This is a genomic window from Pedobacter gandavensis, assembly GCF_032678745.1.
GTDB lineage: Bacteria > Bacteroidota > Bacteroidia > Sphingobacteriales > Sphingobacteriaceae > Pedobacter > Pedobacter gandavensis_C.
This window is the reverse complement of sequence record NZ_JAVTST010000001.1, coordinates 943,179-969,290: the sequence shown is the minus strand read 5'-3', so window position 1 is coordinate 969,290 and position 26,112 is coordinate 943,179. Positions and strand designations below refer to the sequence as shown.

The window sequence follows — 26,112 nt, the reverse complement described above, 5'->3', positions numbered from 1 at the left end:
CCGGAGATCAAACCACCATGTGTACAACTAAACTTTTTAAAACCAGTTTTCTTATCCTGAATATCTGCGTAGGCTTAACCGCCAGCGCTCAGCAACCTAAACTCCCCGAACCAGCTTATAATTTGTTGCTTAAAGCACCTGTTAGTACCTGGGATGAAGCATTGCCCTTAGGGAATGGCTTAATGGGCGGTTTGTTATGGGGAGAAAAAAACACCATCAGACTGTCTTTAGATAGAGGAGATTTATGGGATGAGCGTACCCATGGCGAAAAGGAATGGTGGAAAAAATACACCTACCAAAAGGGAGCAGATATGATTGCTAAAAAGGAGTTTAATACTGTTAACACATGGTGGGATGAGGCCTATAATGGTGTAAGCCCAACTAAACTGCCAGGAGGTAGGATTGAGCTTAAATTCCCGGAAGGAGAGCAGGTTAAGGAATTTGAATTGCTGGAAGCTACTGCCGAAGGGATCAGCAGGTTTAACTCAGGAGCAACGATGAAGACTTTCTATAGTGCCCATGATCCGGTTGCATTGCTCTCTATCAAAGGAGTAACAGCGGAAGCGGTACAATTGATGAGTCCGATGGATGTATATCGTAAAAACACCAAAGGAGATGCCGGACCAAGTAGTGGAGGATCTGTAAATAAACTCGGTTATCCTGATGCGATCAAAGGAAAGTCGGCAACTGCCGAATGGTACATTCAGGAAGCCGCCGATGGACTTAAATATTGCGTGTATATCGATACCAGAAAGAATGGTAAAGAAACACTGATTGCCCTAACGATTACCTCTACTGTAGATGGAAAAGATCCGTTGGCTTTGGCGCGTCAAAGATGTGCTGCAGCATTAAATAAAGGCTATCAGGCTATGCTTACACCCCATGTAAAATGGTGGAAGCAATTCTGGGAGAAATCAAGTGTGAGTATCCCTGATACAGCGGTGCAGAAACAATACAACCTGGTGCAATATTTTTATGGTGCAGCATCCCGCTTAAATGCGCCACCTATGCCATTGCAAGGGGTTTGGACTGCAGATAATGGTGCCTTACCTCCTTGGAAAGGTGATTACCACAACGATTTGAATACGCAGATGACCTATATGGCGTATCAGCAATCCGGCAGATATGATGAAGGGGCTTCCTACCTGAATTTCCTTTGGGAACGTCGTGATTTCTTTAGAGATTTTGCCAGGGACTTTTATGGTACCCCTGGACTGGCTTGCCCGGGTGTGATGTCTTACTCCGGACAACCTTTAGGCGGATGGGGCCAATATAGTATGTCGCCATCTATGAGTGCCTGGAGCGCACATCTTTTCTATTTACATTGGTTATATACCGCCGATGATACTTTCCTAAAAGAAAAAGCATATCCATGGAGTTCGGAAGTTGGAGAATGTATGTTAGGCCTATTGAAAAAGGACAGCAAAGGCCTATTGAAATTGCCGCTTTCTTCTTCTCCTGAGATTTTCGATAATAGTCCTAAAGCCTGGTTGGAACCAAATAGTAATTACGATTTGATGAGCCTGAAAATGCTGTTTCTATCTTTAAATGAAATGGCAACGGAAATGGGTAAAACTGCAGAGGCAAAGAAATGGGCAGATGCGGCATTGGCTCTTGGCGACTTCCATACCAAAGCAGACGGAACACTGATGCTGGATGCGAAGTATGATTTAACGAGCAGTCACCGACACTTATCCAACATCATCGGGATCTATCCCTTTAACCTGATCAACAAAGAATCCGGCAAAGCCGATGATCAAATGATTGAAGCCAGTTTAAACAATTGGGATAAATTAGGTACGCGTAGCTGGGTAGGCTATACTTTCTCCTGGATGAGCTGCTTAAAAGCAAGAGTAGGAGATGGAGAAGGGGCCGTTAAAAACCTGGATATTTTTGTAAAGGCTTTCATATTACGTAATGGTTTTCATGTAAACGGAGATCAGACTAAAAGCGGTTACTCCGGCTTCACTTATAGACCATTTACTTTAGAAGGAAATTTCCTGGCTTCACAGGCAGTCCATGAAATGTTGATGCAAAGCTGGAGTGCCCAGCCTGGCGCCTTAAACACTGGCCTGATCCGTATTTTCCCAGCAATGCCTAAAAAATGGGCCGATGCTTCTTTTACGAATCTAAGGGCTGAAGGTGGGTTTATCGTATCTGCACTAAGGAAAAATCAACAGACGCTAAGTTTCAGCATTACCGCAGCTAAATCTGGAAAGCTCCGCATTAAAGATAATTTTGGTGGAAGAACACCGAAATGGAATGTTAAAGGGATCACCAAAACCGGTGATGTTTACGAACTGAACCTGAATAAAGGGCAAAAACTGAATGCCAGTTTTTAATCATTCCTAACGTTTCATTTTTTTATTGACATCTATAGCAGCCTATTTCGTTGAAAACAATGGAATAGGCTGTTATTATTTAATAGGATTACTTAATTTCCCGGATTCAAAATGAAAAGAGGTTTCAACAAAGCTACTGATATGAAAAAAATAAAGGTAAGAGATGGATTTGAAGGGCAGAAACTAATCAGCTTACCAGGCATGATTTACAAGAATGTTGGAACCTCAAATGTGTTAAGCCAGATTTTTATTACGCATATCGGTTACTTCCCTAAGGCCTCTCACCATTTTAGAGAACGTAGGAAAGGTTGTGAAGATAATATCCTGATTTATTGTCTCCAGGGGAAAGGCTGGTATGAGGTCGAAGATAAACGTTATGAGGTAGAACCCGGTCAGTTTTTCCAGATTCCTGCCACCACAAAAGCCATGAAATATGGAGCAGATGAAGCGTTACCATGGACGATATTCTGGGTTCATTATTCCGGGGCCAATATGGATGCTTTCAATGCTACACTCAATATTTCTATAAATGATGGCCCGAAAGACATTCCTTACAACGAAAAAGGGCTGCAAATATGGAAGGAAATGTACAATGCACTTGAAATGGGCTATAGCAGGGATAACCTGAATAACGCAAATATGTGCCTTTATCATTTTCTATCTACCTTTCTTTATCCATCACAACAAGCTGCGGGAACTGAGGAAAAAGATATGATCAGGGAAACCATCGTCTTTATGAAAGGACACCTGGAAGAACGATTTATTGTGGAGGATTTCGCCGGACGCTACCAATTGTCTGCCTCTCATTTTTCTAGTTTATTCAGGCATTCGACAGGTTCTTCTCCAATGGACTATTTCATCCAGATGAAAGTGCAAAAATCTTGCACCATGCTCTATGGCTCTAGTCTTAAAATTAAAGAGATCTCTTCGAACCTTGGCTATGATGATCCATATTATTTCTCCCGACTATTTAAAAAGCTAATGGGCATGTCGCCCGAACAATATAGATTGACCAATCGGGTCTATAAAAACAGAAATTCCATTTAGCATTTTGCTATTTCCGTTTCTTTTTCTCCAAATTTTCCTTTCTTCTAAAAGCCACAATCTTGTTGATCAGGGCCAGGGGGATTGGCTGGTCTATTGGAAATCTGACTGATCCTTTTGCCATCTCATAACCCGATAACTCCTTTTGAAAAGCCTCAATGCCGGAAGGGGCAGGGTAAAAGCCAATATGGTTTTTGTAGGCCGCAAAATGAACCAGGTTGCCGTTAAGGGTAAATGTTGGAATGGCATAATTAATGGTCTCTTCAGCTTCCGGAGCAGCCTTCTTAATACTAGCCCTTAGTTCTTCCAAAATGACCTGTACCTCTTCCGGGAAATTGGAAATGTACTCGGTTATGGTTTTAGGCTTAAGGGCATCTGCTGTGTCTTTCATAGGGTGTTGGTTTTAATAATTTGTGGTTGATTTGTCTGCTGTTGATTTTAGGAGGAGACATTGGATCGATATTCAAAATGCTAGCAATTATTAATCCAAGAGAGCTGATCAATAATATGGCTATGCTAATCTTTTTCCTGAAATGCCTGATCCGGAAACGGAGGCTCATCAATAAGTAAGTATAACTGAGGACCCAGATTATAAACACGATCAGCATCAGCCATTCCTTCTTTTCGATAGAATACGCATCAATTCCCAACAATGGCGGGTCAGGCAGGTATTTCAAAAATTGAGTTAAGACCATAGGCTAATACAAATATATCTTTCTCGTAAAAAGTGTTAGCTGTGATGATATGACATATTTAGGGGGTAAATGCGACATTTCTTGCAGCGATGTCTTCCGACGAATTCAGAAATGATAGTATTTTGAATTTGCGCAAACGTTTGTGTGATTTGAGCAGGGTCATTTACTTTTCTCCTGCCCGAAATTTCATTAGCATTGCGTAAGCAATCGGGTACTGAACCATTAAGAAGTGTTAAACTAATTAAAGTACGAGTGCTGTAGCGGAGTGTAAAAACGCCAATCAATGAACACCTAAAATAAGAATATGAAAAAATTATACGCAATCGTTTCCTGCGCCCTTTTATGCGGGGGACAGGTATTTGCCCAACAGAGCGATAGTCTGCTGTTTGGAGAAATTGGAAAACAAGTCGCCTTTTCTGGTCTGTTAAAAAACGGAGATCCTGCTATTCCTGGTCTGAAAGTGCCAAAAGGCTTTTCTGCCCTTTTAAAAGGTACTGATAGATTAACTGTAATCAATGCGGATGGCAAGGTCTTTAGTCCCCTGCAAAATGTAGAAGTTTCTTTGTTTTATCAGCTACAACGTGAAAGTGACAAGCTGATGATGGACATGCAGACGCTTAAAATACAAGTACCAGGGCAATTTAATGACCAGAGTAAGTCTGTAAACGCTAAACCATTTGTGATTCCTGCTTTAAGAGAGTGGCATGGTGCAACTGGTAATTTTCAATTGAAAAAGAAAAGCAGGATTGTGCTGGCAGAGAAAGATGCTGCTTTACAAGGGATCGCCAATTTATTGCAAAAGGATCTTAAGGCCATGAATATTTCTTTAGAAATCAGCAGTTCAGGGAAACCTGTAGCGGGTGATATCTTGCTTTCACTGAAATCTGCAGATAAAGGATTGGCAGAAGAAGGATACGAATTGATTATCGGAGATTACCTTCAAATTAAGGCCTTACACAAGAAAGGAGCGATCTGGGGAACAAGAACACTGTTGCAATTGCTGGAACAGGATCCTATAAATCACAGCATCGTAAAAGGAGAAAGTCGCGATTATCCAAAGTACGCCGTAAGAGGATTGGTACTGGACGTTGGTAGAAAATTCTTTACCATAGATTTCCTGAGAGAATATGTGAAAATGATGTCCTACTATAAAATGTCTGAATTTCATATCCATTTAAATGACAATGGTTTTCCTATCTATTTCAAGAATAACTGGGATGATGTGCCTGCTGCTTTCCGTTTAGAAAGTACCACTTACCCTACGCTGACGGCTAAAGACGGTCATTATACGAAGAAAGAGTTTATGGAGTTGCAGGATATGGCGGCTATTTATGGCGTAGATATTATTCCGGAAATTGATGTGCCTGCACACTCATTAGCGATCACCAGAATTCTTCCGGAAATCGGCAGTAAGAAATATGGTCCTGATCACCTGGATCTTTATCACCCAAAAACCTATGAGATTGTAAGTAATATCTTCAAAGAATACCTGGGAGGGCCAAACCCGGTGTTTAAAGGTAAGGTAGTCCACATTGGTACTGACGAATACTCGAAAGCAGAAGCTGAGAAATTCAGGTATTTCACAGATTACTTTATCAAATATGTACAGGGATTTGGTAAAGAAGCCCGTGTTTGGGGTGCTTTAACCCATGCAAAAGGTACAACGCCTGTGGTGTCTAAAGGAGTAACCATGAACTCCTGGTATAATGGCTATGGCGAGCCAAAAGAAATGAAAAGATTAGGGTACAATCAAATTAGTACTCCTGATGGTTGGTTGTATATCGTTCCAGCAGCAGGTTATTACTATGACTACCTGAATTTAAAGAATATTTATAGGAAATGGGAGCCGAAAAACATTGGTAATGTGACTTTCCAGGCCGGAGATCCTTCAATTATAGGAGGGATGTTTGCCGTGTGGAATGATAAGTCGCCGGGTGGAAACGGGATCACTGAGAAGGATGTTCACGACCGTGTGTTCCCTGCTTTACAGGTGTTGTCTCAAAAGATGTGGGCAGCAACAGACAGTATTCCTTTTAAAGATTTCCTGGTTAAAGGAAAGGATGTTAAAGAAGGTCCAGGTGTAAATGTAGCTGGTTATGTGCTGGGCAAGGATTCATTGGTGATGAACTATACTTTTGATAGCTCAAATATCAAAGATCAATCCAGCTATAAAAGAGCTGCCGCAGTTAAACACAATGTTGGTTTTGCCAAAGGACAAACTGGAAATTCCTTAGTACTATCTGCGGAAAATAGCTTTGTTCAGCTTCCACTTAAAGAGATTGGCTATGGATATACGATTGCTGTTTGGCTAAAACCAGATCCTAAATCTGTAGGAGAAAAGATCTTATTTAGCTCAGAAAATGGCGTCGTTAAATCTTCTACAAAATCTCAAAAGCTAGGCTTCTCCAGAGAAGGAATGGATTATGAGTTTAATTACAAGTTGCCAATCAACGAGTGGACACAGGTAGTGATCACAGGAAATCATAAAGGAACTTCATTGTACATCAATGGAAAACTTCAGGAAAAGATGATGGGCAAGGAGATCTTATTCCCGGATACTAAAGCGAATATGTTAAAAGTAGAAACATTGGTGTTCCCACTACAGACTCTTGGGAGTTCGAAAAATGGATATATTGGTGCTGTCGACGATTTGAAAGTGTTCAATAAAATCCTTTCTGATGAAGAAATCAATAAGATTTATGCAAATAAAGGAGCGGTTTCGAAATAAATAAACCGTTTTTAAGATCAAATAATGGATAAGCGCCCAGGTCATCATGATTTGGGCGCTTTCTGTTATAAATAAGCTGGAGATGAACTGTAATAAAACTGATCTCCAACGGTCTATAAGCATATGAATTATACGCTAAAGACCATCTCCCTAATTTTCCTGTTGTTTTTCTGTTTAGAAAAGCCAGCTGTAGCACAGCAAGTCGACCTTAGTTCCTTAAACGCTTTCTGGAAAATTACAGACAGATTGAAGCAAGGGGATACCTTATCCAGAGCAGCATGGAAAAGCTTCCTGGAATTGGAGGGAAACCGGTTGTATATAGATAATCAGGGTTTTTCTGAGGTATTTCTGGACAATTACCGCAAGACCTTACAAATGGTGTATAATCCTAAAAATGAGGCTCGTGTACAAAAGATGATGGATGATAAGTTGAACAACTGGCTCGCCTATAAGATCAACCAATACAAAATCCATGAAAAGGAATTGAAAGCCTATGCTGCCAAATTACAAGAACCAACTTATCTGGACAATATGTATTTATACTGTTGGCAGTGGCTGCCGAAGCGTTTACATCAGAAAAGTCCGGATACAAAAATATTCATTATTGGTATTGATAATGATGCCTTGGTTCATCGTGGAACGATTGTATTTACCCTATGGAATGTTTACAATCAGGATAAATTGAAGAATGGAATCTTAGGTGCTCATGAACTTCACCACGTATTGCGTAAACCTAGGAGTATTGTTGCCACAAGCCCATCTGAAGAAGGAATTATATATGCTTTGCAGGTGGTGTTAAATGAAGGAAGTGCAGATATGATCGATAAAAAGTACTCATTTGATAAGTCGAAGGATATTGTTTATGAATTTCATTTTGACGATTTATTACTCAATAAACCAGATAGTATTGTGATGCAATTAGATTCCTCTATGCAAACATTAGCGGAGTCAAAAGGACTGAAATTTAAAACCGTAAAAGACTACCGCAACTTGTTTAATTATAGTAGCGGTCACAATCCAGGTTATTATATGGCTGATATTATTGTACGTAATGGCTACCGTAAAGAATTGATCGAAAATGTGCAGAATCCATTTTGCTTTATTACACTCTATAACAAGGCTGCAAAAAAAGACAAACAGCATCCACCTGTTTTCTCTGATCAGGCAATTGCCTTCTCTAAAGTTTTAGAAGCTAAATACTGGAAGTAGCTTGTTTAAATTGCTATTAATCATCATACTTACTTAGTCCATCTTTAATCTTATCCAGCAGATCGGTGACTAACTCCTGGCTTCTGGTAACATTAACCAATAACTTACTCGATATCTTTTAATGATATCCGACAATTTAAGGTCTGGGGATAAATGTTGTTCTTAAATAGGCTGATGCTCCAATTACTGGGAGGTATATGATAACCGCGATCCAAGCTATCTTATGTAAGAGGCTAAGGTTTTTGTTTTTAATAGTTTTAACAATACCATAGATCAAATAACTGATAGTAATTAAAAAAAAGAGGATTGGAGCGATATTCATATGTTAATCTTTTGTCAAAGATAGTTAAATTTTTATCTTAATTAAAAATAGTGAGTATATGCACATGCTTTTAGGTAGGTTTCAGGGTTGTTTTAGTCAATATGATAACCAAGTCACTGGATATTCACATAGATTTATATCTTTGCGGCGCTTTTGGTTTCCGGACTCACACCCGGAATTAAAAGGGAATCTGGTGTAAATCCAGAACTGTCCCGCAGCTGTAAGCTCCTTAACCGAGGTACATTCAAAAGGTCACTGTTTAAAAATAAATGGGAAGACCGTACTTAGGGGAGTAAGTCAGAAGACCTGCCTTTAGCATTTATGATTCATAGCTTTCGGGGATTGAAGCTAGAATGAGGATACCTTTCGTGTATAACCATTTTTAATAATTCCGTTTGCTGTGGTTTAAACTGCAGAAGATGAAAATAAAACAAACTATAGTAGCCATGTTTTGCTTAGGAATACTTGCCGTATCCTGCAAAAAAGACCAAACAGAAATCGCCAAATTAAGCTACCAGACTGCCAGCGACAGTCTGATTACCCTGAAGATAGATAAGGAGCTAACCTTGGCCCCAAAGATCAGCGGGGAAACCAATCGATTTCAATGGTTGGAAAATGGAAAGGAAGTAGCGAATACCGCAACGTACACCTTTAAAAAAACAGAACCCGGACTTTATAACATCGAGTTTAATGTAGAAAACAGTAAAGGTAAAACCTCCTTGAATTACCGACTGAGGGTACTCGGACCCTATGGAGATGGTGTTTTATTGTTGAGTTACACCGATGAAACCGGACTAGGTAACGCTGGCTTATCCCACATGGATGAGGATGGAACCATCCAAATGAACATCTTTTCAAGAGTTAACCCTGGAGCATCATTATCACCGGAAGCAAATAACCTTTATCAGTTTAATAACCAATATTACATCAGCTCTTCGACCGGACCAAATTTCCTGACCGTGGTTGATGCACAAACACTGAAGTTAAACTATGTAGTCAATCAGTCCGGCGCCAGTAACGTCACTTATTTTGCAACTACAGATGGGAAAACCGGTTATGTAAATGTGACCAACCGCAGGAAATCCGGCCTCTATCCAGTAGATTTAACAAATAAAACCATCAGTTCAACAATCCTGGAAGGGAGTAAAGAGGTAACACTGATTCCGATCAATACCGTTAATCAGGCAATTGTGACCGGAGCAGGAAAACAGCTGATCAAAATAGAAGCCGGTAAAGTGGTTGTCTTAAATACCTATAAAGAAAATGTATCAGGAGTAGTTAAAGCTTCAGACAATAGCTATTGGTTAGGCGTTCAAGGCAGTGCGACCAATAAGGCTAAATTTGTGAAGCTGGATAAAAGCAACAAAGGAATCGACTCTGTGGAGTTGGCGGTAAATTTTAAAGTACCAGCCAATGGAGTACTCACCTCAGGTGGAAAAGATGAATATTTATATTGGCAGGAAACTTCTAGAGGCGTGATTTGCAGATTCAATACCATGACCAAAAAAGCCGAAGAATTTGTAAACCATGCGGATGCAGGGATCATATTTGCGACCTGCTGGAAAGTTAATCCTAAAAATGGGGAGCTTTACATTGCTGATAGTCCAGAGATATTTTCTGGAGGCGAACCATTCAGCAACCTTTACATCTATGATAAAACCGGAAAACTTAAAAAGGAAGTTAAAAAAGCCGGATATCAGATCACTGATATGATATTCCCACAGTAATCGATAAGCTATGTTTTTCTTAACACCAAAGCCTCAGTCAACAGCTGAGGCTTTGGTGTTAATCAGGATAATGCTAGTTATATGTAAAAAAAGCCCCGAATTATATAAATTTAATAGGCAGCTTTCCCCTAGGTTTGTTTATCCTTAAACTATAAAGGAATTCTTGATGTTACTGATATGAATACTTTCAGTTGGGTTGATTTGGCCATAAGATTGAAAGGATATAATCCCGAGCAATATGATGAAACATACTTACAGAATAACCGGAATGACCTGTCAGGGTTGTCGTACAAAAGTGGAAAATGCCCTAAATGGAATCGATGGGATTTCTGCGACAGTCACTTTAGACCCTGCTGAAGCTGTGATTACGATGGATAAACACCTCTCGACTGAAAAAATGCAGGAAATATTGTCGGCTGTGGGAAATTATACAATCGCAATGAAAGTGCATGAGGAACACAATGGAGCGCAGCATAAACCGCAACAACATGCTCATGCTCATGAGGAATCAATGGTTCAGCATCATCATGAAAAAGGAGGAGTCTATTATTGTCCGATGCATTGCGAAGGAGATAAAACCTATGACCAACCGGGGAACTGTCCGGTATGTGGGATGGATCTTTTAAAACAACCTGTCCTAAAAAAAACAACGCAATTCAGCTGTCCGATGCACCCGGAAATCATCAAGGATAAGCCAGGTGCCTGTCCAATCTGTGGGATGGATCTTGTACCAATAGGAATCGATGATGAAGCAGAAGATCATACTTATGAAGACCTGTTGCGTAAGTTTAAAATCGCTGCAGTTTTCACGATTCCAATCTTTATCATTGCCATGACCGAAATGGTCCCGAACAATCCTTTGTTCAAATTGATGGACCTGAAATATTGGAATTGGGTTCAGTTTGCTTTTTCTTTACCAGTGGTGTTTTATGCAACCTGGATGTTCTTTGAGCGTGCATGGAGGTCTATCATTACCTGGAATCTGAATATGTTTACATTGATTGGTATCGGAGCAGGGGTAGCCTGGGGCTTTAGTATAATTGCGATGCTATTTCCAGATCTCTTTCCTGATCAGTTCAAAACGCATCACGGAACAGTTTACGTATACTTTGAAGCGGCAACAGTGATTCTAACACTAGTGCTACTCGGCCAATTATTAGAAGCCCGAGCACATGGAAAAACCAATAGTGCCATCAAAGAACTCCTGAAATTAGCACCCAATACGGCCACAAAGATTGATGGAGAGAAAGAGCTGACTGTTTCCATAGATGACATCCAAAAAGGAGATTTACTTAGGGTAAAGCCAGGGGAGAAGATACCCGTAGATGGTAGTATAAAAACTGGGGAAGTTACCATTGACGAATCCATGATTACCGGCGAGCCTGTACCTGTTGAGAAGAAACCAGGTGATAAAGTAAGCTCTGGTACGATCAATGGCAATAAAACCTTTGTGATGATTGCTGAAAAGGTGGGTTCAGAAACGCTATTGGCACAGATCATTGAAATGGTGAATTCTGCCAGTCGTTCTAAAGCACCTATTCAAAAAATGGCAGATAAGATCTCAGGATATTTCGTGCCTGTAGTGGTTTTAATTGCCATTGCAACATTTGTAGTATGGGCAATATATGGCCCTGAACCATCCTACGTATATGCCTTTGTCAATGCGATTGCTGTACTTATTATCGCCTGTCCATGTGCGCTTGGCCTGGCTACGCCTATGTCGGTGATGGTGGGTGTAGGAAAAGGTGCCCAGTCTGGCATCCTCATTAAGAACGCAGAATCTCTCGAGAAAATGAATAAAATTGAGGTGGTGATCATCGACAAAACGGGGACAGTAACGGAAGGAAAACCTTCTGTTGAAGCAGTAGTAAGTGTAGATCCTGCTTTTACTGAAACTGCAATACTGGAACGAATAGTGGCCCTGAACAGTAGCAGTGAGCATCCCTTAGCACAAGCCACACTACGTTACGGAGAAGAAAAAAATGTACACAAACAACCAATTTCGGATTTTGAAGCGGTAACGGGTAAAGGAGTGATTGGTAAACTCGCGGAAGAAGAACTGGCTCTGGGCAATCAAAAATTAATGGAGCATGTAAAAGCAGAAATTAAGCCTGAACTGGCCGAGCAAGTGAAAGCTGCACAAAAACTGGGGAAAACGGTTTCCTATTTGTCTGTCGGTAAGCTTGCGGTTGGATATGTAGTCATCTCTGATAAAATTAAAGCATCCAGTGCAGGGGCGATTTCTAAGCTTCAGAAAGAGGGCTTGCAAGTCATCATGTTTACTGGTGATAATTATGATACTGCAAAGGCGGTAAGTGAAAGCTTAAATCTTGATGGTTTCAAAGCTCAAATGCTTCCGGAAGATAAATTGAATGAAATAAAGAAACTACAAGCTGCGGGTAAAATGGTGGCGATGGCTGGTGATGGGATTAATGATGCTCCGGCATTGTCACAAGCAGATATTGGCATTGCCATGGGTACCGGAACAGATGTGGCCATTGAAAGTGCCGCAATTACTCTGGTAAAAGGTGATCTGAATGGGATTGCAAAAGCGCGATTACTGAGCCATAAAGTAATGGGGAATATCAAAGGAAACCTATTTTTTGCGTTGGGATATAATGTATTAGGGATTCCGGTGGCAGCAGGTCTTTTGTATCCCACATTTGGAATCTTACTTTCTCCGATGATTGCCGCATTAGCCATGAGTTTCAGTTCTGTTTCAGTGATTTTAAACTCATTAAGACTTAGAAGCGCTAAAATAGAATAAGATTTATAATAAGGCGCCTATGGTCTTTATCGCTTGATGCGTACTTTCATTCCATGGTAATCCATAGCTTAACCTCATGCAATTGTTAAACTGATTTTGAAATGTAAACATCCGTCCAGGTGCAATACTTACTTTAAGTTTTATCGCCTTATCGTATAAATCTGCGGTGTTTACATTTTTTGCAAGCTCAATCCAAAGCATAAAACCACCTTCAGGTCTGCTCACCTTAACGTGATCCGGAAAATATTGGTCGATAGCCTCCATATAGCGAAGACTATTATGCTGCAAGGTTTTTCTTAAGGTCTTTAAATGGTTTTCATAACGTCCCTTTTCTAAAAAGGTGGCAACAGCCTCCTGTGTAAGGGATGTTGAGGAGATCGCATGAGCAAACTTGACCCGGTTGATCTTATCTGCAAACTTCCCCGGACTGAGCCAACCCACGCGATAACCCGGTGCCAGCGTTTTAGATACCGAACTACATAGCAATACTAAACCACTTTCATCAAAAGCTTTGCAGTTGACAGGTCTGCTATTGCCAAAATACAAATCACCATACATGTCATTTTCTATCAAAGGAATGTGGTAATGTTCCATTAAACGAACCACTTCTTTTTTATGTTCAAGAGGCATGGTGCCTCCCATGGGATTGCTGAAATTGCTGATTAACAGGCATAATTTTACCTTGTTTTTCAGTAAGGACTTTTTCAAAGCCTCCAATTCTATTCCTGTTTGAGGATGGGTGGGTAACTCGAGGATATTTAATCCCAATGATCTGGCCAATTGTAGCACACCAAAATAGACCGGGCTTTCCAGGGCTATTGTATCCCCTTTTTCTGTTAAAGCCATTAAACAATGGGCCATCGCAGCCGTACAGCCTGAGGTAGGTAAGATCTGATCTTCTGTAAGCTGACCTCCCCAATCATAAGACATTCTCGCTATTTGCCGACGTAGATTGGCGCTCCCTGTTAGGTTTTCATAACCAGAACCATGATCATCCAATTGCCAAACCTTGCTGCATACTATTTTATTTAACTTATGAAGGGGGAGAAAATCTTTTGCAGGCACCCCCAAAGAAAGCATCACATGATTCGAATTGACTTCGTTGTATACTTTACTCACCAAAATAGATGGATCTTCATTTCCCATATCGATTGATGGAACGCTCACATTCGGCAGTGCCGGTAATTTTCTGATTGGGTTTACATAATAACCTGACTGAGGTTTAGTATGAATCAAACCTTCACTTTCCAAATCATAATAGGCTTTCAAGGCAGTACTCATACTGACTTTATACTTGCTGCATATATTTCTGATTGAAGGCAATTTTTCATTGGCTAAAAGCAGGCCGTTTAAAATTTGACTCCTTAAATCCTCCGCAATTTTCTCATATAAAAATGTACTTTTTTCCATTTAAGCCCTGATTTCTATTAACTGTTATGCTTCATGTTGTTAAAACTGTATCTGTTCTGGTATTCTCAAAGCTAATAAATTTGAATACCTATTTAATAATTATGGAATTTACATTTAAGATTGCTTCAACAGCCCAGGATTTTGAACAGATCCTGGAACTTCAACGCCAAAATTTATACACTTTGATCAGTAAGGAAGATCAGGAAAAGCAAGGATTTGTATTTGCGGAGCATACCATAGAAATTTTGCAAACCATGGCGATAGAATTACCACAAATCGTGGCCATGCATCATGGTAGAGTAGTTGGCTATAATTTAGCCATGACCGCTACGATGAAAGAAGTATTGCCTTCCATCTCGCCTATGTTTACAGCTTTTGAAACCTGTACTTTCAACAATAAACCATTGAAAAATGTTCGGTACCTGGTAGGAGGGCAGGTATGTGTGGATAAAGACTTTAGAGGCCATGGTTTATTAAGCAGATTATATCGTGAAACAAAAAATCAGGTGCCAACTGACTATGAAGCTTGTGTTACTGAAATTTCCCTGCGCAATTTAAGGTCATTGAAGGCGCATCAAAAAATGGGCTTCCAGGTAATAGGGACCTATCATGACGGAATAGAACAGTGGAACATTGTTGCATGGGATTTTAGGGGAGATTAAATCCTATCTGTTGCCTTTCCGGCTGAGGTTGTTCTTGTTCTTCCAGTAATTGATCCAGACAATGAAATATAGTTTTCATATTTTTATCTTGTGTATTTAATGTATTCTTGATTTTTTGTATCTCGAGCCGCATTTGCGTGTTATCGGAAATCATCAGTCTTAATTTTGCAAAAATTCGGATAATCGCAATATTAACATGAATTGCTCTTTCACTATTAAGTACGCTGGAGAGCATAGCCACGCCTTGCTCCGTAAATGCAAAAGGCATGGAAGGGCTAAATTTGGCCTTATCAGATAGGTTATCACAGATGGTTATGAGTTCTTGCCATTCCTGTTTTGTTAATTGGAACATAAAATCTTCAGGGAATCGATCAATGTTACGCTTGACAGACTGTTTGAGTACACGTGTTTCCACCTGGTAAAGAATTGCCAGATCGCTGTCTAGCATCACCTTTTGATTCCTGATATGGTATATTTTTTCCAGAACAGTCTGATCAGGAACAAGAATGTTGTTTATTGATTTGCTCATGGTATGATTTTAGTTCTGTCAATATATAAAGTATTTATTTAATAAATAAAAAAAGTATCAAATTAATTTAATTAAATGTGACTTTTTATGATTAATATTTCTTTTTTTGTTTCATTCGGATGCCGTTTCTATTTTAGAAATTGAGCTGATTAAAGACTATCAACACCATTATTGGTGTTTAAAATCAATAAAATACTGCTTTTTTGCCCTCTGAGACTAGCTTATCACAATTTGTGATAAGCTCCTTTTTCTTTTTTTAGGAAGTTTTCTGGAATCTTTAGTGTTTTAAAACTATTCAAAAGAAAGCCAGGCCAAAGATCCACTCGAATTGCGGCCATTATTAACCATAATAAATTCATAGCTTTTGTTTACGGAATTGTTCTGTTTTTTTGATTAATTCTTATTAAATAAGGTTTGAAAAGGCGGTTTTTTGCCCTCTCAGGCTAGCTTATCACAATTTGTGATAAGCTCCATTCTTCAAAATTTCATTGATGCTTAATTGAATTTAACGCTAAGAAAGCTACGTTAAGGAGCTGTTCAATACCTCTGAATCAGCAAAATGGAATAAGAAGCCAGTTGTTGAAGGGTGTTTTTGTGGACTGGTAATGAAATATAGACTAGATAGACCAAAATAAACAGAGAAATGTGGGGCTATTGCCTACTGAAGCTAGCTTATCACAATTTGTGATAAGCTCCATACCTGTCTGTTTCGTCTTGATTTTTGGAATTTCAAAGGGTGTAGTTCCGAAAAATAGAAATCATAATTTCAGTTTATCTATTAAGAATTTCCTCTATTTCTTTTAGTGTGTATGCTTTATAGACTACACCTAACCTCAATGCATTCTCTTCAACAGTGGAGTCAAAACCAGCTTCTTTACGTCTGGTATTTACGTTTTTTGGATCCTTTATGGGTACAACATAGGCGAAAAGCTCTTTTTTACCAGTTTTTGGATTCTTTATGCTACTCCTATAGACTTGTGTGCCATAAACCTGTTCTTTCTTTTCATCGGCAAGCTTTCTATCTAGCATCATACCGGCATACCTAAATGGTAGTTCCTTATCCTTAGCTGCCTGAGCGATAATAGGGTAGTACACCGGGATTTTACCAGAGTGCTGCACGACAAAAAAGACGGTCATATTTGCAGGTTCTCCCACCAGGGTTTTCCCCGGATAGCCGTATTTTGAAATGATCTCTTCTACCTTTATAAGGTTAAGGGAGTCAATAGTCCGCATCACCACCCAGGCATTCGTATCTAGTAATTGCCTTGGATAGTTTAAGAATTTTGCTAGTGTATCTTTTCTTCCCACTGTTGTTGTTGAACTGACAAATTCTCTGATGCCTTGGTCCGTTCGTAAAATGGTATCCAGTTTTTGCTTTAATTCTATGTTTATTTGTTTTTGAGCAAAGCAATTCAGGTTTACAATTACCAATCCCATGAAGAATAATGATCTTTTCATATTTTATGAAGATAATGAAAATATGATCAAATCTAGGTTGGAAATAGGGTGTAATTCAGCTTAAGATTGGAGGAATTCTGCCATAAAAAATGAGAATGTTGCGCAGCAATTCTGGTATTTGTGGCAAGGGTTAATTGAATATTTACCGCTGGTTTTTTCAGCGCTTTTAGCGTTTTATGAGCGCTGGTCGTTTCTTTTTCGATTAAATCCTGTTTTTCTATTTCAGGTTCAGCTACCTTCTCCTTTTTAGCAATACTTCCCGCATGTACACTGTCTGATATCGCTGAACCATCTGCCTTGATGAAGGAAATATAGGCTTCTATTCTTGCATTGACAAGGCTTGGGTCAATTTGGAGGGTATGTTTCCCATCTTCTCTGTGGGATGCACTGAGGCAATGGGTTTGTTGAGTATTACCCGGGAAACAAATTTGCAACATGGCCCGATCTTTTCTGTTTTCCCATGGAAGGTCATCTGGAACGTCCCAGGTAAATTCAATTGCTGTCCCTATGAGCTGGATTTGCGGGTTTTCAGCTTTTAACAGCGTCCCCATGCTCAGCATGGCTTTGGAATAATCCATTTCAGCATTAGGATACACGCCGGTTATCGCGTGTTTTTTATTGTAAGAAACTGCTTCATTATAGTAGTTTCGGTCTGTTCCAAGTACTTTGAGCTTAAAACCCAGTTTGATGAAAGGGGTAACTGGGTGTAAAAAATCGTTCACAATCTTCATGCGATCGCAATTGATCTTTCGGGCAGGGCTAAGGGGCTTCCCAGAGTGTCCGATCGTTCTGATCACGTTTTTGCCGTTCAGTATATAGCCTACTAGATTGCCTACCCGGCCATTAAATCCACCAAATAATCCGTTTTGTAAACTTCCCATAGTGTTGTTATTAATTGGTAAGCAGTGTGTTGTGAATGGTAAGGTAGTTAATTGCTTCGACATTCGCTATAGATGAGTTCGATATGAGCTCAAAATATCTAGATATTAAATCCATAGTCTGGTCATCCCTAAATAGTGCTTAAAAGGTCATTTAGACCTATTAAGGATCAATCAACCATTAATAGGTGATGAAGAAGAGTTTAATAGAAATAAGCGTCATATAGAAAGCATCTAGAAGGCAGATCAAAAGGTTTCTGACTCACATTGGTGGGACCAATGCTGGAGGGGCTTGATTTTAACGAAAAACATCTTGTAACTTAGGCCTTAGCTTCTACTCTAAAAAGAAATGATCCTATATCCATCTCTAAGCGACCTCCAATTGGTAAATCTTCTCAAAGAAGATGATCAGGCTGCTTTTACAGAAATTTATCGGCGTTATGCAGAAAAACTAACCGGATTTGCCAGTTCCAAACTCTACAGTTTGGAAGACTCTCGGGATGTCATTCATGATGTTTTTGTGAAATTATGGGAAGAAAGACAAAGCCTGAACATAGATCGAAACCTGGAAGGCTATCTATTTACATTAATCCGGTATCGCATTGTTGACAAGATCAGGAAGAATATCACCCGCGAAGATTATGCGGGAATGGTCATGAGCTTAAAGGTTAGCCAGGAATCAGAAGTGGAAAAGCAAATCGCTGTAAAAGAGATCAAACAAAGCGTGGAATATGCGCTGCAAAAGCTCTCTCCGCGGGTAAGAGAAATTTATCATTTAAGTAGGGAAGAAAATCTGACTATTTCCGAAATCGCAGCCAGGTTGCAGCTTTCAGAGCAAACCGTTAAGAACCAGTTGACATTTGCGCTTAAACATTTACGTCAATCGCTAACTTATCTGTCTGTTTATGCATTGTTCATTTGGTGCCAGTAATCCGCATACAAGGTTCCTGAAAATATATTTCATTTTCTTATAGTACCAAAGGAGGGTTCAAACGGCTATTGTCAAATTCCGTTAAAATGAACAAAGCTCATATTGAAGATTTATTGGATCGTTACCTGAAAAAAGAAACTTCTGTCGCAGAAAACCACTTTGTTGAACAATGGCTGGAAGCGCAAAATAACATAGATTCTGAATGGGGAAGCTTGGACCCTTTAAGTAAAGATCAATGGCTTACCAATGTGTTTGTCAGTATTCAGAATTCCATTCATACGAATGAACCGATAAAGATGAAGGCCCAGAATTACTTATGGTATAAAATAGCAGGTGCAGCAGCCATAATGTTAATTTCCTTGAGTGTTTACCTTAACTGGCCGCAATTACAACATGGAATTTTGTCCTCAGAACACAGTACAATAGCAACTAAGACCCATCAAAAGAAACAAATTACCTTACCAGACGGTACTCAGGTTTGGTTAAATGAAGGCTCAGAACTTAGGTATTCCAAAAATTTTAATGGCAAAGAAAGATCGGTATATCTTAGTGGTGAAGCTTATTTTGATGTTCATCATGATGAAAATAAACCTTTTTTGATCCATACTGGCAAGGTACTGACCACAGTACTTGGGACTGCTTTTAATATCAAGGAAAACAACCAGACACTTGAGGTGACGGTAACCCGGGGTAAGGTGAAGGTAGAGGATGGGGGTAAGCTTTTAAGTGTACTTAGCCGGAATCAGCAGTTGAGCGTCAATTTATCAGACAGAAGTGCTACTGAAAAAATGGTGGATGCAAAAGCAGTCATTGCCTGGCAGGATACTGATTTGTTATTTGATGACATCACCTTTGCAGAGGCTGTAACACAACTTCAACAGCGTTATAAAGTCAGAATTACCTTTAGCAATGATCAATTGAAAAATTGCAGATTTACTGGTGCTGCTTTAGATGGAGACCAACTGGAAAAGGTCTTAAAGGTGATTTGTGCCTTTAATAACGCAACATGGCAAACCAAAGCTGATGGGAGCATCATTATTGACGGTCGAGGTTGTCCTTAACAAAATAATTGCGAATAAATATTAACAAAGCAACAATATTAAACAAACAATTTATCATCTGGCTGATGCGTATAAGTTTCATCATATCTTTATTATTGTTCTTCACTTTTCAAATGCTGATGTCTGTGTCGGTAAGCGGACAGGGGATGGATAATGTTAAAGTAACCTTAAAGCTCGAAGATGAGAGTTTATTATCAGGTATAAAAAAGATAGAGGCGCAAAGCACTTTTCGGTTTTATTATCGGAAAGCTGATGTTAAGAGTATCATCGGTTTGAATTTAGTGCAGCGTACAAGAACGATAGAAAAAACATTGACGGAATTGTTGAAAAATACTGATTTTTCTTTTCGCCAGATGGATAATAATATTTTGTTAGAAAAGCGTCAAATGCAAAGCACACATACCATAAAGGGTAGGGTGATGGGACAAGACCTTAAGCCTGTGGCATTCGCTACGCTTCGGATCATTAAACCAAGCGATCAAAAGATCATTTCTACCGCCTTGGCTGATATGGATGGGAGGTTCAGTCTAATCGTTTATGAAAAAGGGGATTATCTGCTCAAAATTTCTTCTATTGAAACGGATAGTTTAACGCAAAAAGTCACGGTAATGGATGTGGCAGTGATGCAGTTGCCAGATGCTGTTCTTCAAGCCTCTGCCAGACAGTTAAATAATGTCAGTATTATCAGCAGCAGGCCATTGATCAGTCAGGAAGCAGATCGTATCATTTATAACCTGGAAAGTGATCCGCAAAGTAAGTTTAGCAGTCTGCTGGACATGATGCGAAAAGTACCCTACCTTTCAGTGGATGGTCAGGAGAATGTCTTGCTGAAAGGCAGTTCGGGATACCGTATTTTCATTAACGGAAAGCCATCAGCTATGATAGAAAGAAATCCTAAAGATGTGTTGCGGAGCATACCAGCTTCTACGATCAAAAGTATTGAGGTGATCACCACGCCACCCTCTAAATATGATGCGGAAGGACTTGCTGGAATCATCAATATCATTACCAATAAGGAAATAGCGAATGGTTATCACGGAACGATTAATGTCACCGAAAAGGGACCTGTAGGTGGGCCAGGAACTGGTGTTGGTTTTACCTTTAAGGAAGGGAAATTTGGCTTGTCGACTTTTGCAGGGATCAGTAGGAATAATGTTCCGGAAACCAATGCTGAAACGATCAGGACTACTTCTGGAAGTAGTCCAACCTTGCTAGAACAACAAAATACGGATCTTACCAATAGCCATACAAGTTACGCCGGTCTGGAAACCAGTTATGAACTGGATTCGCTAAACCTCCTTTCTGTACAGCTCAATTGGAGTAAGACCAATACCAGTGGCTTGGCTACGCAGTATTCAGTATTGACAGGAGCAAATGTCCAGCAATATCGTCTTTCTAATGATAAAGGAAGTAAAGGAGATGGTTTGGATGCTGCAATTAATTATCAATTGGGTTTTAAAGCGAATAAGGATCAACTTTTGACGATTTCCTACCGTTACATGAAAAATACGAATTCATTGTTTAACCGGATCCGCCTCTTTGATCTGCTCAACTACGATCAGCCGGATTATCGGCAGTCGAATTTAGCCAGCATGGATGAGCATACGCTACAGGCAGATTATGTACAACCGCTTGGAAAGGTAATGATGGAAGTAGGCTTAAAAGGGATTTTCAGAACAAATAAGAGTGATTTTCAATACAGAAATTTAAATCCGCTTAATGCAGAATATGAGGTGGATGAACTGCGGTCTAATATCTTCAATAATAGTCAGGATGTGCTTGCAGCCTATAACAGTTATTCCTACCAGACAGCGGATTGGCAATTCAAAGCAGGACTAAGAGCGGAAGAAACACTTATTAATGGAGATTATACAGGGGGAACTGCAGATATACAACAGAAATATTTGAATGTGGTGCCAGCAATTGTTGCCAATAGACGATTTAAAGACCGCAGCAGTGTGAGTATTACCTTTTCTAAAAGGATCCAGCGTCCAGCAATTGCACAGCTAAACCCTTTTGTAGATCGTTCCAATCCGAACTTTGAAGCGAGTGGAAATCCTGATCTGAAACCGATCACTTCAAATGCTTTTCAAATCAACTATTTGAAATCTACTAAGGGTATCATCAGTATAAATTTGGGCTACCTTTATTTTAATAGTGTCATAAATGCCTTTTCCTCTTATAATCCTGCTACCAATGTCACTTTTACCCGTTATGAGAATTATGGAAAAGGGAGTGTGTTGAAAACGAACATCTATCTGAGTTATCCTATCAGCGACCGTTGGAATGCTATTTTTAACAGTGATTTCAGGTATGTTGCCTTTTATGGGATGGTAGATAAGGTTGAAGTTAAGAACTCAAGTTTTGAAGCTTATGTGTATGTTTCCACAGGATATCGTTTTGAAAAGGGATGGCGTGTAAATGCAGATATGACACTAAAAGCAGGGGGGATAATGTTGCCCTTGGGGAAAACAAATGGGTTTACGGCATCTACGTTTAGTGTGAACAGGGATCTAATTCAAAATAAATTAGCTCTTTCAGGGGTGATAAGTAATCCTTTTACAAAATTTCGACTAGTTCGTGAGGAAACTAAAGGCCCGAATTTCCTACAGGAGAACAATTATCAGCTGTATCATAGGCGATTTACCATTAGTCTAAACTACCGATTTGGTAAGTTGAAGGAGGAGATCAAGAAGAATAAACGCGGAATCAAAAACGATGACTTGTCAAATTAACTGATTTTGTTGAACGCATCAGATTCAATTCCTTCTACACTAAGAATTCCCACTTTTACTGATTTACCTCTTAGCAAAATCATGCCTATAGCTTCCGTTTTAAGTTGATGATGTAGGTCTAAAGAGTTCAGTGCATATTCTGAAATAAGGAATTTTTTATGGTAGTCATTACAAACGCTTTGAATTCTTGCCGCGGTATTCAAAGTGTCGCCATGATAAGCGATATCTCTTTTGATATCGCCAATCTCTACAGCCGTAACTTTCCCCATGTGTAGGCCTGCTTTGAAATGAGGTAGAACCCCATAGTTAGAGAGGTAATAGTTGGCGTTGTCTTGAAATTTCTTTTCACAGCCAAAGAAGAATCGAATACAGGACAGGTTTCTCAGGCCATCAGCTATCCTCCAGGTAACCACAATTTCATCCCCTACATATTGGTAAACATCTGCATTAAAGGAAAAGAGAATCTTGTTGATATCTAAGAAACTATCCCTGATAAAAGAACTATATTTGATATGCCCCAGCTTTTCTGCGATAGCGGTGGAGGATTTCAAGTCCATGAACATGAAAATCCGTTCCTCTTCTTTTGGGCTTTTATACTTGCCAAGCAACATGGGTACCAATACACCTGGTCCATATTTTCTGTTCACCTGGTTGATAAAGCTAATGATGAGTGTCATCATCAAATAGAAGATCACCATAATATAAAAAATGTAGCTCCATGATTTATCATTTACACTCAAATTGGGCATTGTAGTGGTTACTAATAAATTAAAGAAAGCATACCTGATCGAAACGAGCAGCAACACAATTAATGCGAGGGAGATGATGGATTTGATTAGTATTATCCTGCCCATGGACTGTTTTTCCTGAAGATTCTTATCCAGATACTGGTCGGTTAAGCCAAGGATAACACCATAGAGGAATCCAAAGAATACCGCCAATCCTAAGGTTCTGCCAAATTCGCCGGGTGGATTAACTTGATATGTTTCGCTGAATGATAGTGATTGTAAGTGCATGAGTACACACAGAAAAACATTAGCAATAATCCAGAAGTTGATTTGTATTCCCAGATAACTCAGGACTGGGAACTTAGCTGTGAATTTTCGTGCAGAACTTGTGTAATCCCATTTTTTGGACATCTTATACAGCGCTTAGTTAAGGTGAATTTTTCTAGGAATTCACCAGGGTAAATAAAAACGTATGCAAGATAATATAATCTCAGCAGGTATATTTACCTTTTCCATATTACCTTTTCTTAAAGGCCATAAGAAATAATTAGTATGGTTATTTTTTTACTGGAAAAAGCTATGAGTAAACTTGTTAGGGAAGTGTTTAACCATTTCATAACTGAAATTGTAGTTGTTGAAATTGTCATTCCGGATTCTACCGTTTTCATCAATCAAAACATACCGTGGTATTCCATTAAATTTAAACAATGTTCTCAGCGCTAAGTATTCATTCTCAGTAATCCGGTAAGAATTTCTCATTAAGTTTTTCTTATTGTATTCGTTAAAGAATGCTGTATCTGGAGTTCCGCTTACATCCGTTATAAAGACAAAATCAAAAACTGAATTGTCCGTATGTTTTTTTCTGATTGCCAAGCTATGTTCAATTCCCTCTCTGCAGGGACCACACCATTGTGCCCAAAAATCTATGATCAATATTTTTCCTTTATGCTTGTCAATTATTTTTTTGAAAACTTTTGCACTGGCCGTATTGGGGAGTTCATAACCATTCTTATGGCTTTCATTTAGTTTGAATAATTTATCTGCTTCATCTCTTAAAAAAATGGGTTTCATGTTTTTCTTCGCGGATTGGAGGAAGCCACCTGCCTCAGTAGTATTTTCAGCGTTTCCTATTTTGGAATTTAAAGAGCGAAGTTTAACAATATTTACCATTAATGGAATTTCCTTAGTTTTGAAATTCACATAACTAAATGAATCCAGCATAGCGTAATAATCCCTTCCGTCATTTTTAGACCGGGGGATTAATGGCGAATATTCAAAGCGATTGATGAATGTGGAGAATTCTTTATTGATTAATAAAGAATGATTGTTGAGGTTGATGTACTGGATAAAGCTGTAATAATCATTAGTTATTGGGATTTTTAATACAGAATTACTGGTATCTTGTTTCGCATAGGATTCACGGTCATCATAATCGAACAAATAGCTGGCAAACAATAGATCAATCTTATTTTTAAGGATGGTTTGCGTTTTAGGCAATAGATTTTGGGAGGAAAAAAGTTTGTCCGCTCTTTCTCGTTCAGCAAACCACTTGATTAACTGGGTTTCTTTGAATTGTTTTGGGCTAAGTGTTTTCTGTAATTTCTCTAGCGAATCGTAGTCGGGACCGTTGATTTTAAAACTAGCTAGTTGCTTATTGATTTCATGATTAGTCCCTAAGTATTGGGTATATTGAAATGACTTGCTATGGTCACGATATCGATCCATTATGAGATAATCTCTCCAATCCAGAATGATTCCTACAGTATTTCCTGGCTCTGCATAAAAAAGGATATTCTGTTTGTTGATCGTTAAAATTGAATAAATAGGATGAATTGCTGAAATTTCTGCTTCGAAGCGTCCGTCTTCATGAATCTTTATGGTGGTAGGGTAGTTTTCCCTGGTTAAAAAATTCTCATGATAAATGATACCACTAGATAAGTTCGCGCGACTATCATAATCTTTGATATAGCCTACAATTTTTATTGGACCTTTTGTGAAGAATTCATTATTGTAATCCTTCTTAGGGATTTTAACCTTTGATAGCTTGATCTGATTGTCTAGCCAATTTTGAACGGTCTTTGGAATAGCGGAGCTTTCTTTGGAAGTTGTACTCGCTGAAGTTGATAATCCAAAAATCAGGCGTTTATCCCCCTCGCCGTAGTTAAGCTTTTTTAGGTGTTTGTTTAAAGGAGGAAACTGTAAAGTAATCAAAGTGTCTCCTGATTTAGGTGTGGTTAGTTTCTTACCGAAATCTGCTCCTTTAATGCCTTTAACCATGTATTTTTGTCCGGTACTGGCATCTTCCAGGAAAATATCCCTACCAAATTCGGTCCACCATCCGGGCATGAATGTGATGTGAAGATCTACAAGGGTGGAGCTGTCATTTAACTGAATCCTTTTGATGTTGTAAATTCCTGTATTCGTAAACTCGAATACAGGCTGAAGTGTGCTTTGCCCTTTGGAAACATTAAAAGTCATAATGATGGTTAAGAGCATTAATATTCGATTCATAGTTGATAAATTGAGTATGATATTTTAAAAGTATGTGTAATTATTTGTGTTTTTGTTGTTTATAAAATAAAATTGATTTACCTATGTTTAATTGTAGTGTTTTGTTGGAAATTCCGCATCCACCAATTACCTCAAAATTGATCTAGCTTTTTTTGCAATAAGTTAATTGTTCGTTTGTTTTTTTAAACAATTGATTAATATGGGATTACGTTTTGTGCCTCTAAAAAGCGGTTTTTTACTTATATATTTGGTTCGATAACTACATTATACGCTCTAATCTCTCCACATAATTCCTTTATTCATATAGGGGCAGTACACAGAATTGAAACGAAAATGGACTATCAGAAGTAGTTGAAAAGAAGCTATTGTCAAATG

The 26,112-nt window shown here is 39.0% G+C and carries 17 protein-coding genes and 1 riboswitch; of the genes, 10 read left to right on the top strand and 7 right to left on the bottom strand.

Going from position 1 to position 26,112, the window contains the following annotated elements:
- The first annotated feature begins 17 nt into the window (after positions 1-17).
- Complete coding sequence (locus tag R2S10_RS03740; RefSeq protein WP_316839101.1) at positions 18-2,342, top strand: glycosyl hydrolase family 95 catalytic domain-containing protein; 2,325 nt, start codon at positions 18-20, stop codon at positions 2,340-2,342.
- Between the two features lie 141 nt (positions 2,343-2,483).
- Positions 2,484-3,389 carry an AraC family transcriptional regulator gene (locus R2S10_RS03735; protein ID WP_316839100.1) on the top strand — a complete coding sequence of 302 codons (906 nt, stop codon included), beginning with the start codon at positions 2,484-2,486 and terminating at the stop codon, positions 3,387-3,389.
- 7 nt (positions 3,390-3,396) lie between these two features.
- Here the strand turns inward: R2S10_RS03735 and R2S10_RS03730 are convergent, their stop codons facing one another.
- Entirely contained in the window at positions 3,397-3,777 is a 381-nt protein-coding gene (locus R2S10_RS03730) for an iron chaperone (RefSeq protein WP_316839099.1), read from the bottom strand.
- A gap of 608 nt (positions 3,778-4,385) precedes the next feature.
- Between R2S10_RS03730 and R2S10_RS03725 the strand changes: the two genes are divergently transcribed.
- The 4 genes from R2S10_RS03725 (at position 4,386) to R2S10_RS03710 (ending at position 12,834) form a co-directional block, all read left to right on the top strand.
- Positions 4,386-6,809 carry a family 20 glycosylhydrolase gene (locus R2S10_RS03725; RefSeq protein WP_316839098.1) on the top strand — a complete coding sequence of 808 codons (2,424 nt, stop codon included), beginning with the start codon at positions 4,386-4,388 and terminating at the stop codon, positions 6,807-6,809.
- A 123-nt stretch (positions 6,810-6,932) separates the two neighbouring features.
- Positions 6,933-8,018, top strand: coding sequence for a DUF5700 domain-containing putative Zn-dependent protease (locus R2S10_RS03720; protein ID WP_316839097.1), 1,086 nt, complete (start codon positions 6,933-6,935; stop codon positions 8,016-8,018).
- Between the two features lie 459 nt (positions 8,019-8,477).
- Positions 8,478-8,669, top strand: a riboswitch (cobalamin riboswitch).
- A 90-nt stretch (positions 8,670-8,759) separates the two neighbouring features.
- A complete protein-coding gene (locus R2S10_RS03715) occupies positions 8,760-10,067 on the top strand; it encodes a DUF5074 domain-containing protein (RefSeq protein ID WP_316839096.1) in 1,308 nt (435 codons plus the stop codon).
- A gap of 241 nt (positions 10,068-10,308) precedes the next feature.
- Positions 10,309-12,834, top strand: coding sequence for a heavy metal translocating P-type ATPase (locus R2S10_RS03710; protein WP_410478950.1), 2,526 nt, complete (start codon positions 10,309-10,311; stop codon positions 12,832-12,834).
- Between the two features lie 3 nt (positions 12,835-12,837).
- On the opposite strand, the gene R2S10_RS03705 is transcribed toward R2S10_RS03710, so the two are convergent.
- Positions 12,838-14,244, bottom strand: coding sequence for a PLP-dependent aminotransferase family protein (locus R2S10_RS03705; RefSeq protein ID WP_316839094.1), 1,407 nt, complete (start codon positions 14,242-14,244; stop codon positions 12,838-12,840).
- 101 nt (positions 14,245-14,345) lie between these two features.
- Here R2S10_RS03705 and R2S10_RS03700 point away from each other — a divergent pair, with 101 nt between their 5' ends.
- Complete coding sequence (locus R2S10_RS03700) at positions 14,346-14,906, top strand: GNAT family N-acetyltransferase (protein ID WP_316839093.1); 561 nt, start codon at positions 14,346-14,348, stop codon at positions 14,904-14,906.
- Here R2S10_RS03700 and R2S10_RS03695 read toward each other — a convergent pair.
- The 3 genes from R2S10_RS03695 to R2S10_RS03685 form a co-directional block, all read right to left on the bottom strand.
- A complete protein-coding gene (locus R2S10_RS03695) occupies positions 14,893-15,435 on the bottom strand; it encodes an ORF6N domain-containing protein (protein ID WP_316839092.1) in 543 nt (180 codons plus the stop codon). The two genes, R2S10_RS03700 and R2S10_RS03695, sit on opposite strands and share 14 nt — an antisense overlap.
- Before the next feature lie 771 nt (positions 15,436-16,206).
- On the bottom strand, positions 16,207-16,893 hold the full coding sequence (locus R2S10_RS03690; RefSeq protein ID WP_316839091.1) for a DUF6624 domain-containing protein: 687 nt from the start codon (positions 16,891-16,893) through the stop codon (positions 16,207-16,209).
- Positions 16,894-16,925: 32 nt separating this feature from the next.
- A complete protein-coding gene (locus tag R2S10_RS03685) occupies positions 16,926-17,774 on the bottom strand; it encodes a DUF6266 family protein (protein ID WP_316839090.1) in 849 nt (282 codons plus the stop codon).
- Positions 17,775-18,120: 346 nt separating this feature from the next.
- On the opposite strand from R2S10_RS03685, the gene R2S10_RS03680 reads away from it, so the two are divergent.
- The 3 genes from R2S10_RS03680 to R2S10_RS03670 all read left to right on the top strand — a co-directional run bounded on the left by R2S10_RS03680 (position 18,121) and on the right by R2S10_RS03670 (position 22,498).
- Entirely contained in the window at positions 18,121-18,702 is a 582-nt protein-coding gene (locus tag R2S10_RS03680) for an RNA polymerase sigma-70 factor (protein WP_316839089.1), read from the top strand.
- Positions 18,703-18,788: 86 nt separating this feature from the next.
- Positions 18,789-19,763 carry a FecR family protein gene (locus R2S10_RS03675; protein WP_316839088.1) on the top strand — a complete coding sequence of 325 codons (975 nt, stop codon included), beginning with the start codon at positions 18,789-18,791 and terminating at the stop codon, positions 19,761-19,763.
- Positions 19,764-19,828: 65 nt separating this feature from the next.
- Complete coding sequence (locus tag R2S10_RS03670) at positions 19,829-22,498, top strand: outer membrane beta-barrel protein (protein WP_316839087.1); 2,670 nt, start codon at positions 19,829-19,831, stop codon at positions 22,496-22,498.
- Here the strand turns inward: R2S10_RS03670 and R2S10_RS03665 are convergent.
- Both R2S10_RS03665 and R2S10_RS03660 read right to left on the bottom strand, forming a co-directional pair.
- Positions 22,495-23,637 (bottom strand): adenylate/guanylate cyclase domain-containing protein, encoded by a 1,143-nt coding sequence (locus R2S10_RS03665; RefSeq protein WP_316839086.1) that lies wholly within the window; start codon positions 23,635-23,637, stop codon positions 22,495-22,497. The genes R2S10_RS03670 and R2S10_RS03665 overlap by 4 nt on opposite strands.
- Positions 23,638-23,790: 153 nt before the next feature.
- Entirely contained in the window at positions 23,791-25,737 is a 1,947-nt protein-coding gene (locus tag R2S10_RS03660; protein WP_316839085.1) for a TlpA disulfide reductase family protein, read from the bottom strand.
- Positions 25,738-26,112: the final 375 nt, after the last annotated feature.

Bases quoted from the DNA above. Each gene is read 5' to 3' on its own strand.
- R2S10_RS03740 (WP_316839101.1), top strand. From the start codon at position 18: ATGTGTACAACTAAACTTTTTAAAACCAGTTTTCTTATCCTGAATATC.
- R2S10_RS03735 (WP_316839100.1), top strand. From the start codon at position 2,484: ATGAAAAAAATAAAGGTAAGAGATGGATTTGAAGGGCAGAAACTAATC.
- R2S10_RS03730 (WP_316839099.1), bottom strand. From the start codon at position 3,777: ATGAAAGACACAGCAGATGCCCTTAAGCCTAAAACCATAACCGAGTAC.
- R2S10_RS03725 (WP_316839098.1), top strand. From the start codon at position 4,386: ATGAAAAAATTATACGCAATCGTTTCCTGCGCCCTTTTATGCGGGGGA.
- R2S10_RS03720 (WP_316839097.1), top strand. From the start codon at position 6,933: ATGAATTATACGCTAAAGACCATCTCCCTAATTTTCCTGTTGTTTTTC.
- R2S10_RS03715 (WP_316839096.1), top strand. From the start codon at position 8,760: ATGAAAATAAAACAAACTATAGTAGCCATGTTTTGCTTAGGAATACTT.
- R2S10_RS03710 (WP_410478950.1), top strand. From the start codon at position 10,309: ATGAAACATACTTACAGAATAACCGGAATGACCTGTCAGGGTTGTCGT.
- R2S10_RS03705 (WP_316839094.1), bottom strand. From the start codon at position 14,244: ATGGAAAAAAGTACATTTTTATATGAGAAAATTGCGGAGGATTTAAGG.
- R2S10_RS03700 (WP_316839093.1), top strand. From the start codon at position 14,346: ATGGAATTTACATTTAAGATTGCTTCAACAGCCCAGGATTTTGAACAG.
- R2S10_RS03695 (WP_316839092.1), bottom strand. From the start codon at position 15,435: ATGAGCAAATCAATAAACAACATTCTTGTTCCTGATCAGACTGTTCTG.
- R2S10_RS03690 (WP_316839091.1), bottom strand. From the start codon at position 16,893: ATGAAAAGATCATTATTCTTCATGGGATTGGTAATTGTAAACCTGAAT.
- R2S10_RS03685 (WP_316839090.1), bottom strand. From the start codon at position 17,774: ATGGGAAGTTTACAAAACGGATTATTTGGTGGATTTAATGGCCGGGTA.
- R2S10_RS03680 (WP_316839089.1), top strand. From the start codon at position 18,121: ATGATCCTATATCCATCTCTAAGCGACCTCCAATTGGTAAATCTTCTC.
- R2S10_RS03675 (WP_316839088.1), top strand. From the start codon at position 18,789: ATGAACAAAGCTCATATTGAAGATTTATTGGATCGTTACCTGAAAAAA.
- R2S10_RS03670 (WP_316839087.1), top strand. From the start codon at position 19,829: ATGCGTATAAGTTTCATCATATCTTTATTATTGTTCTTCACTTTTCAA.
- R2S10_RS03665 (WP_316839086.1), bottom strand. From the start codon at position 23,637: ATGTCCAAAAAATGGGATTACACAAGTTCTGCACGAAAATTCACAGCT.
- R2S10_RS03660 (WP_316839085.1), bottom strand. From the start codon at position 25,737: ATGAATCGAATATTAATGCTCTTAACCATCATTATGACTTTTAATGTT.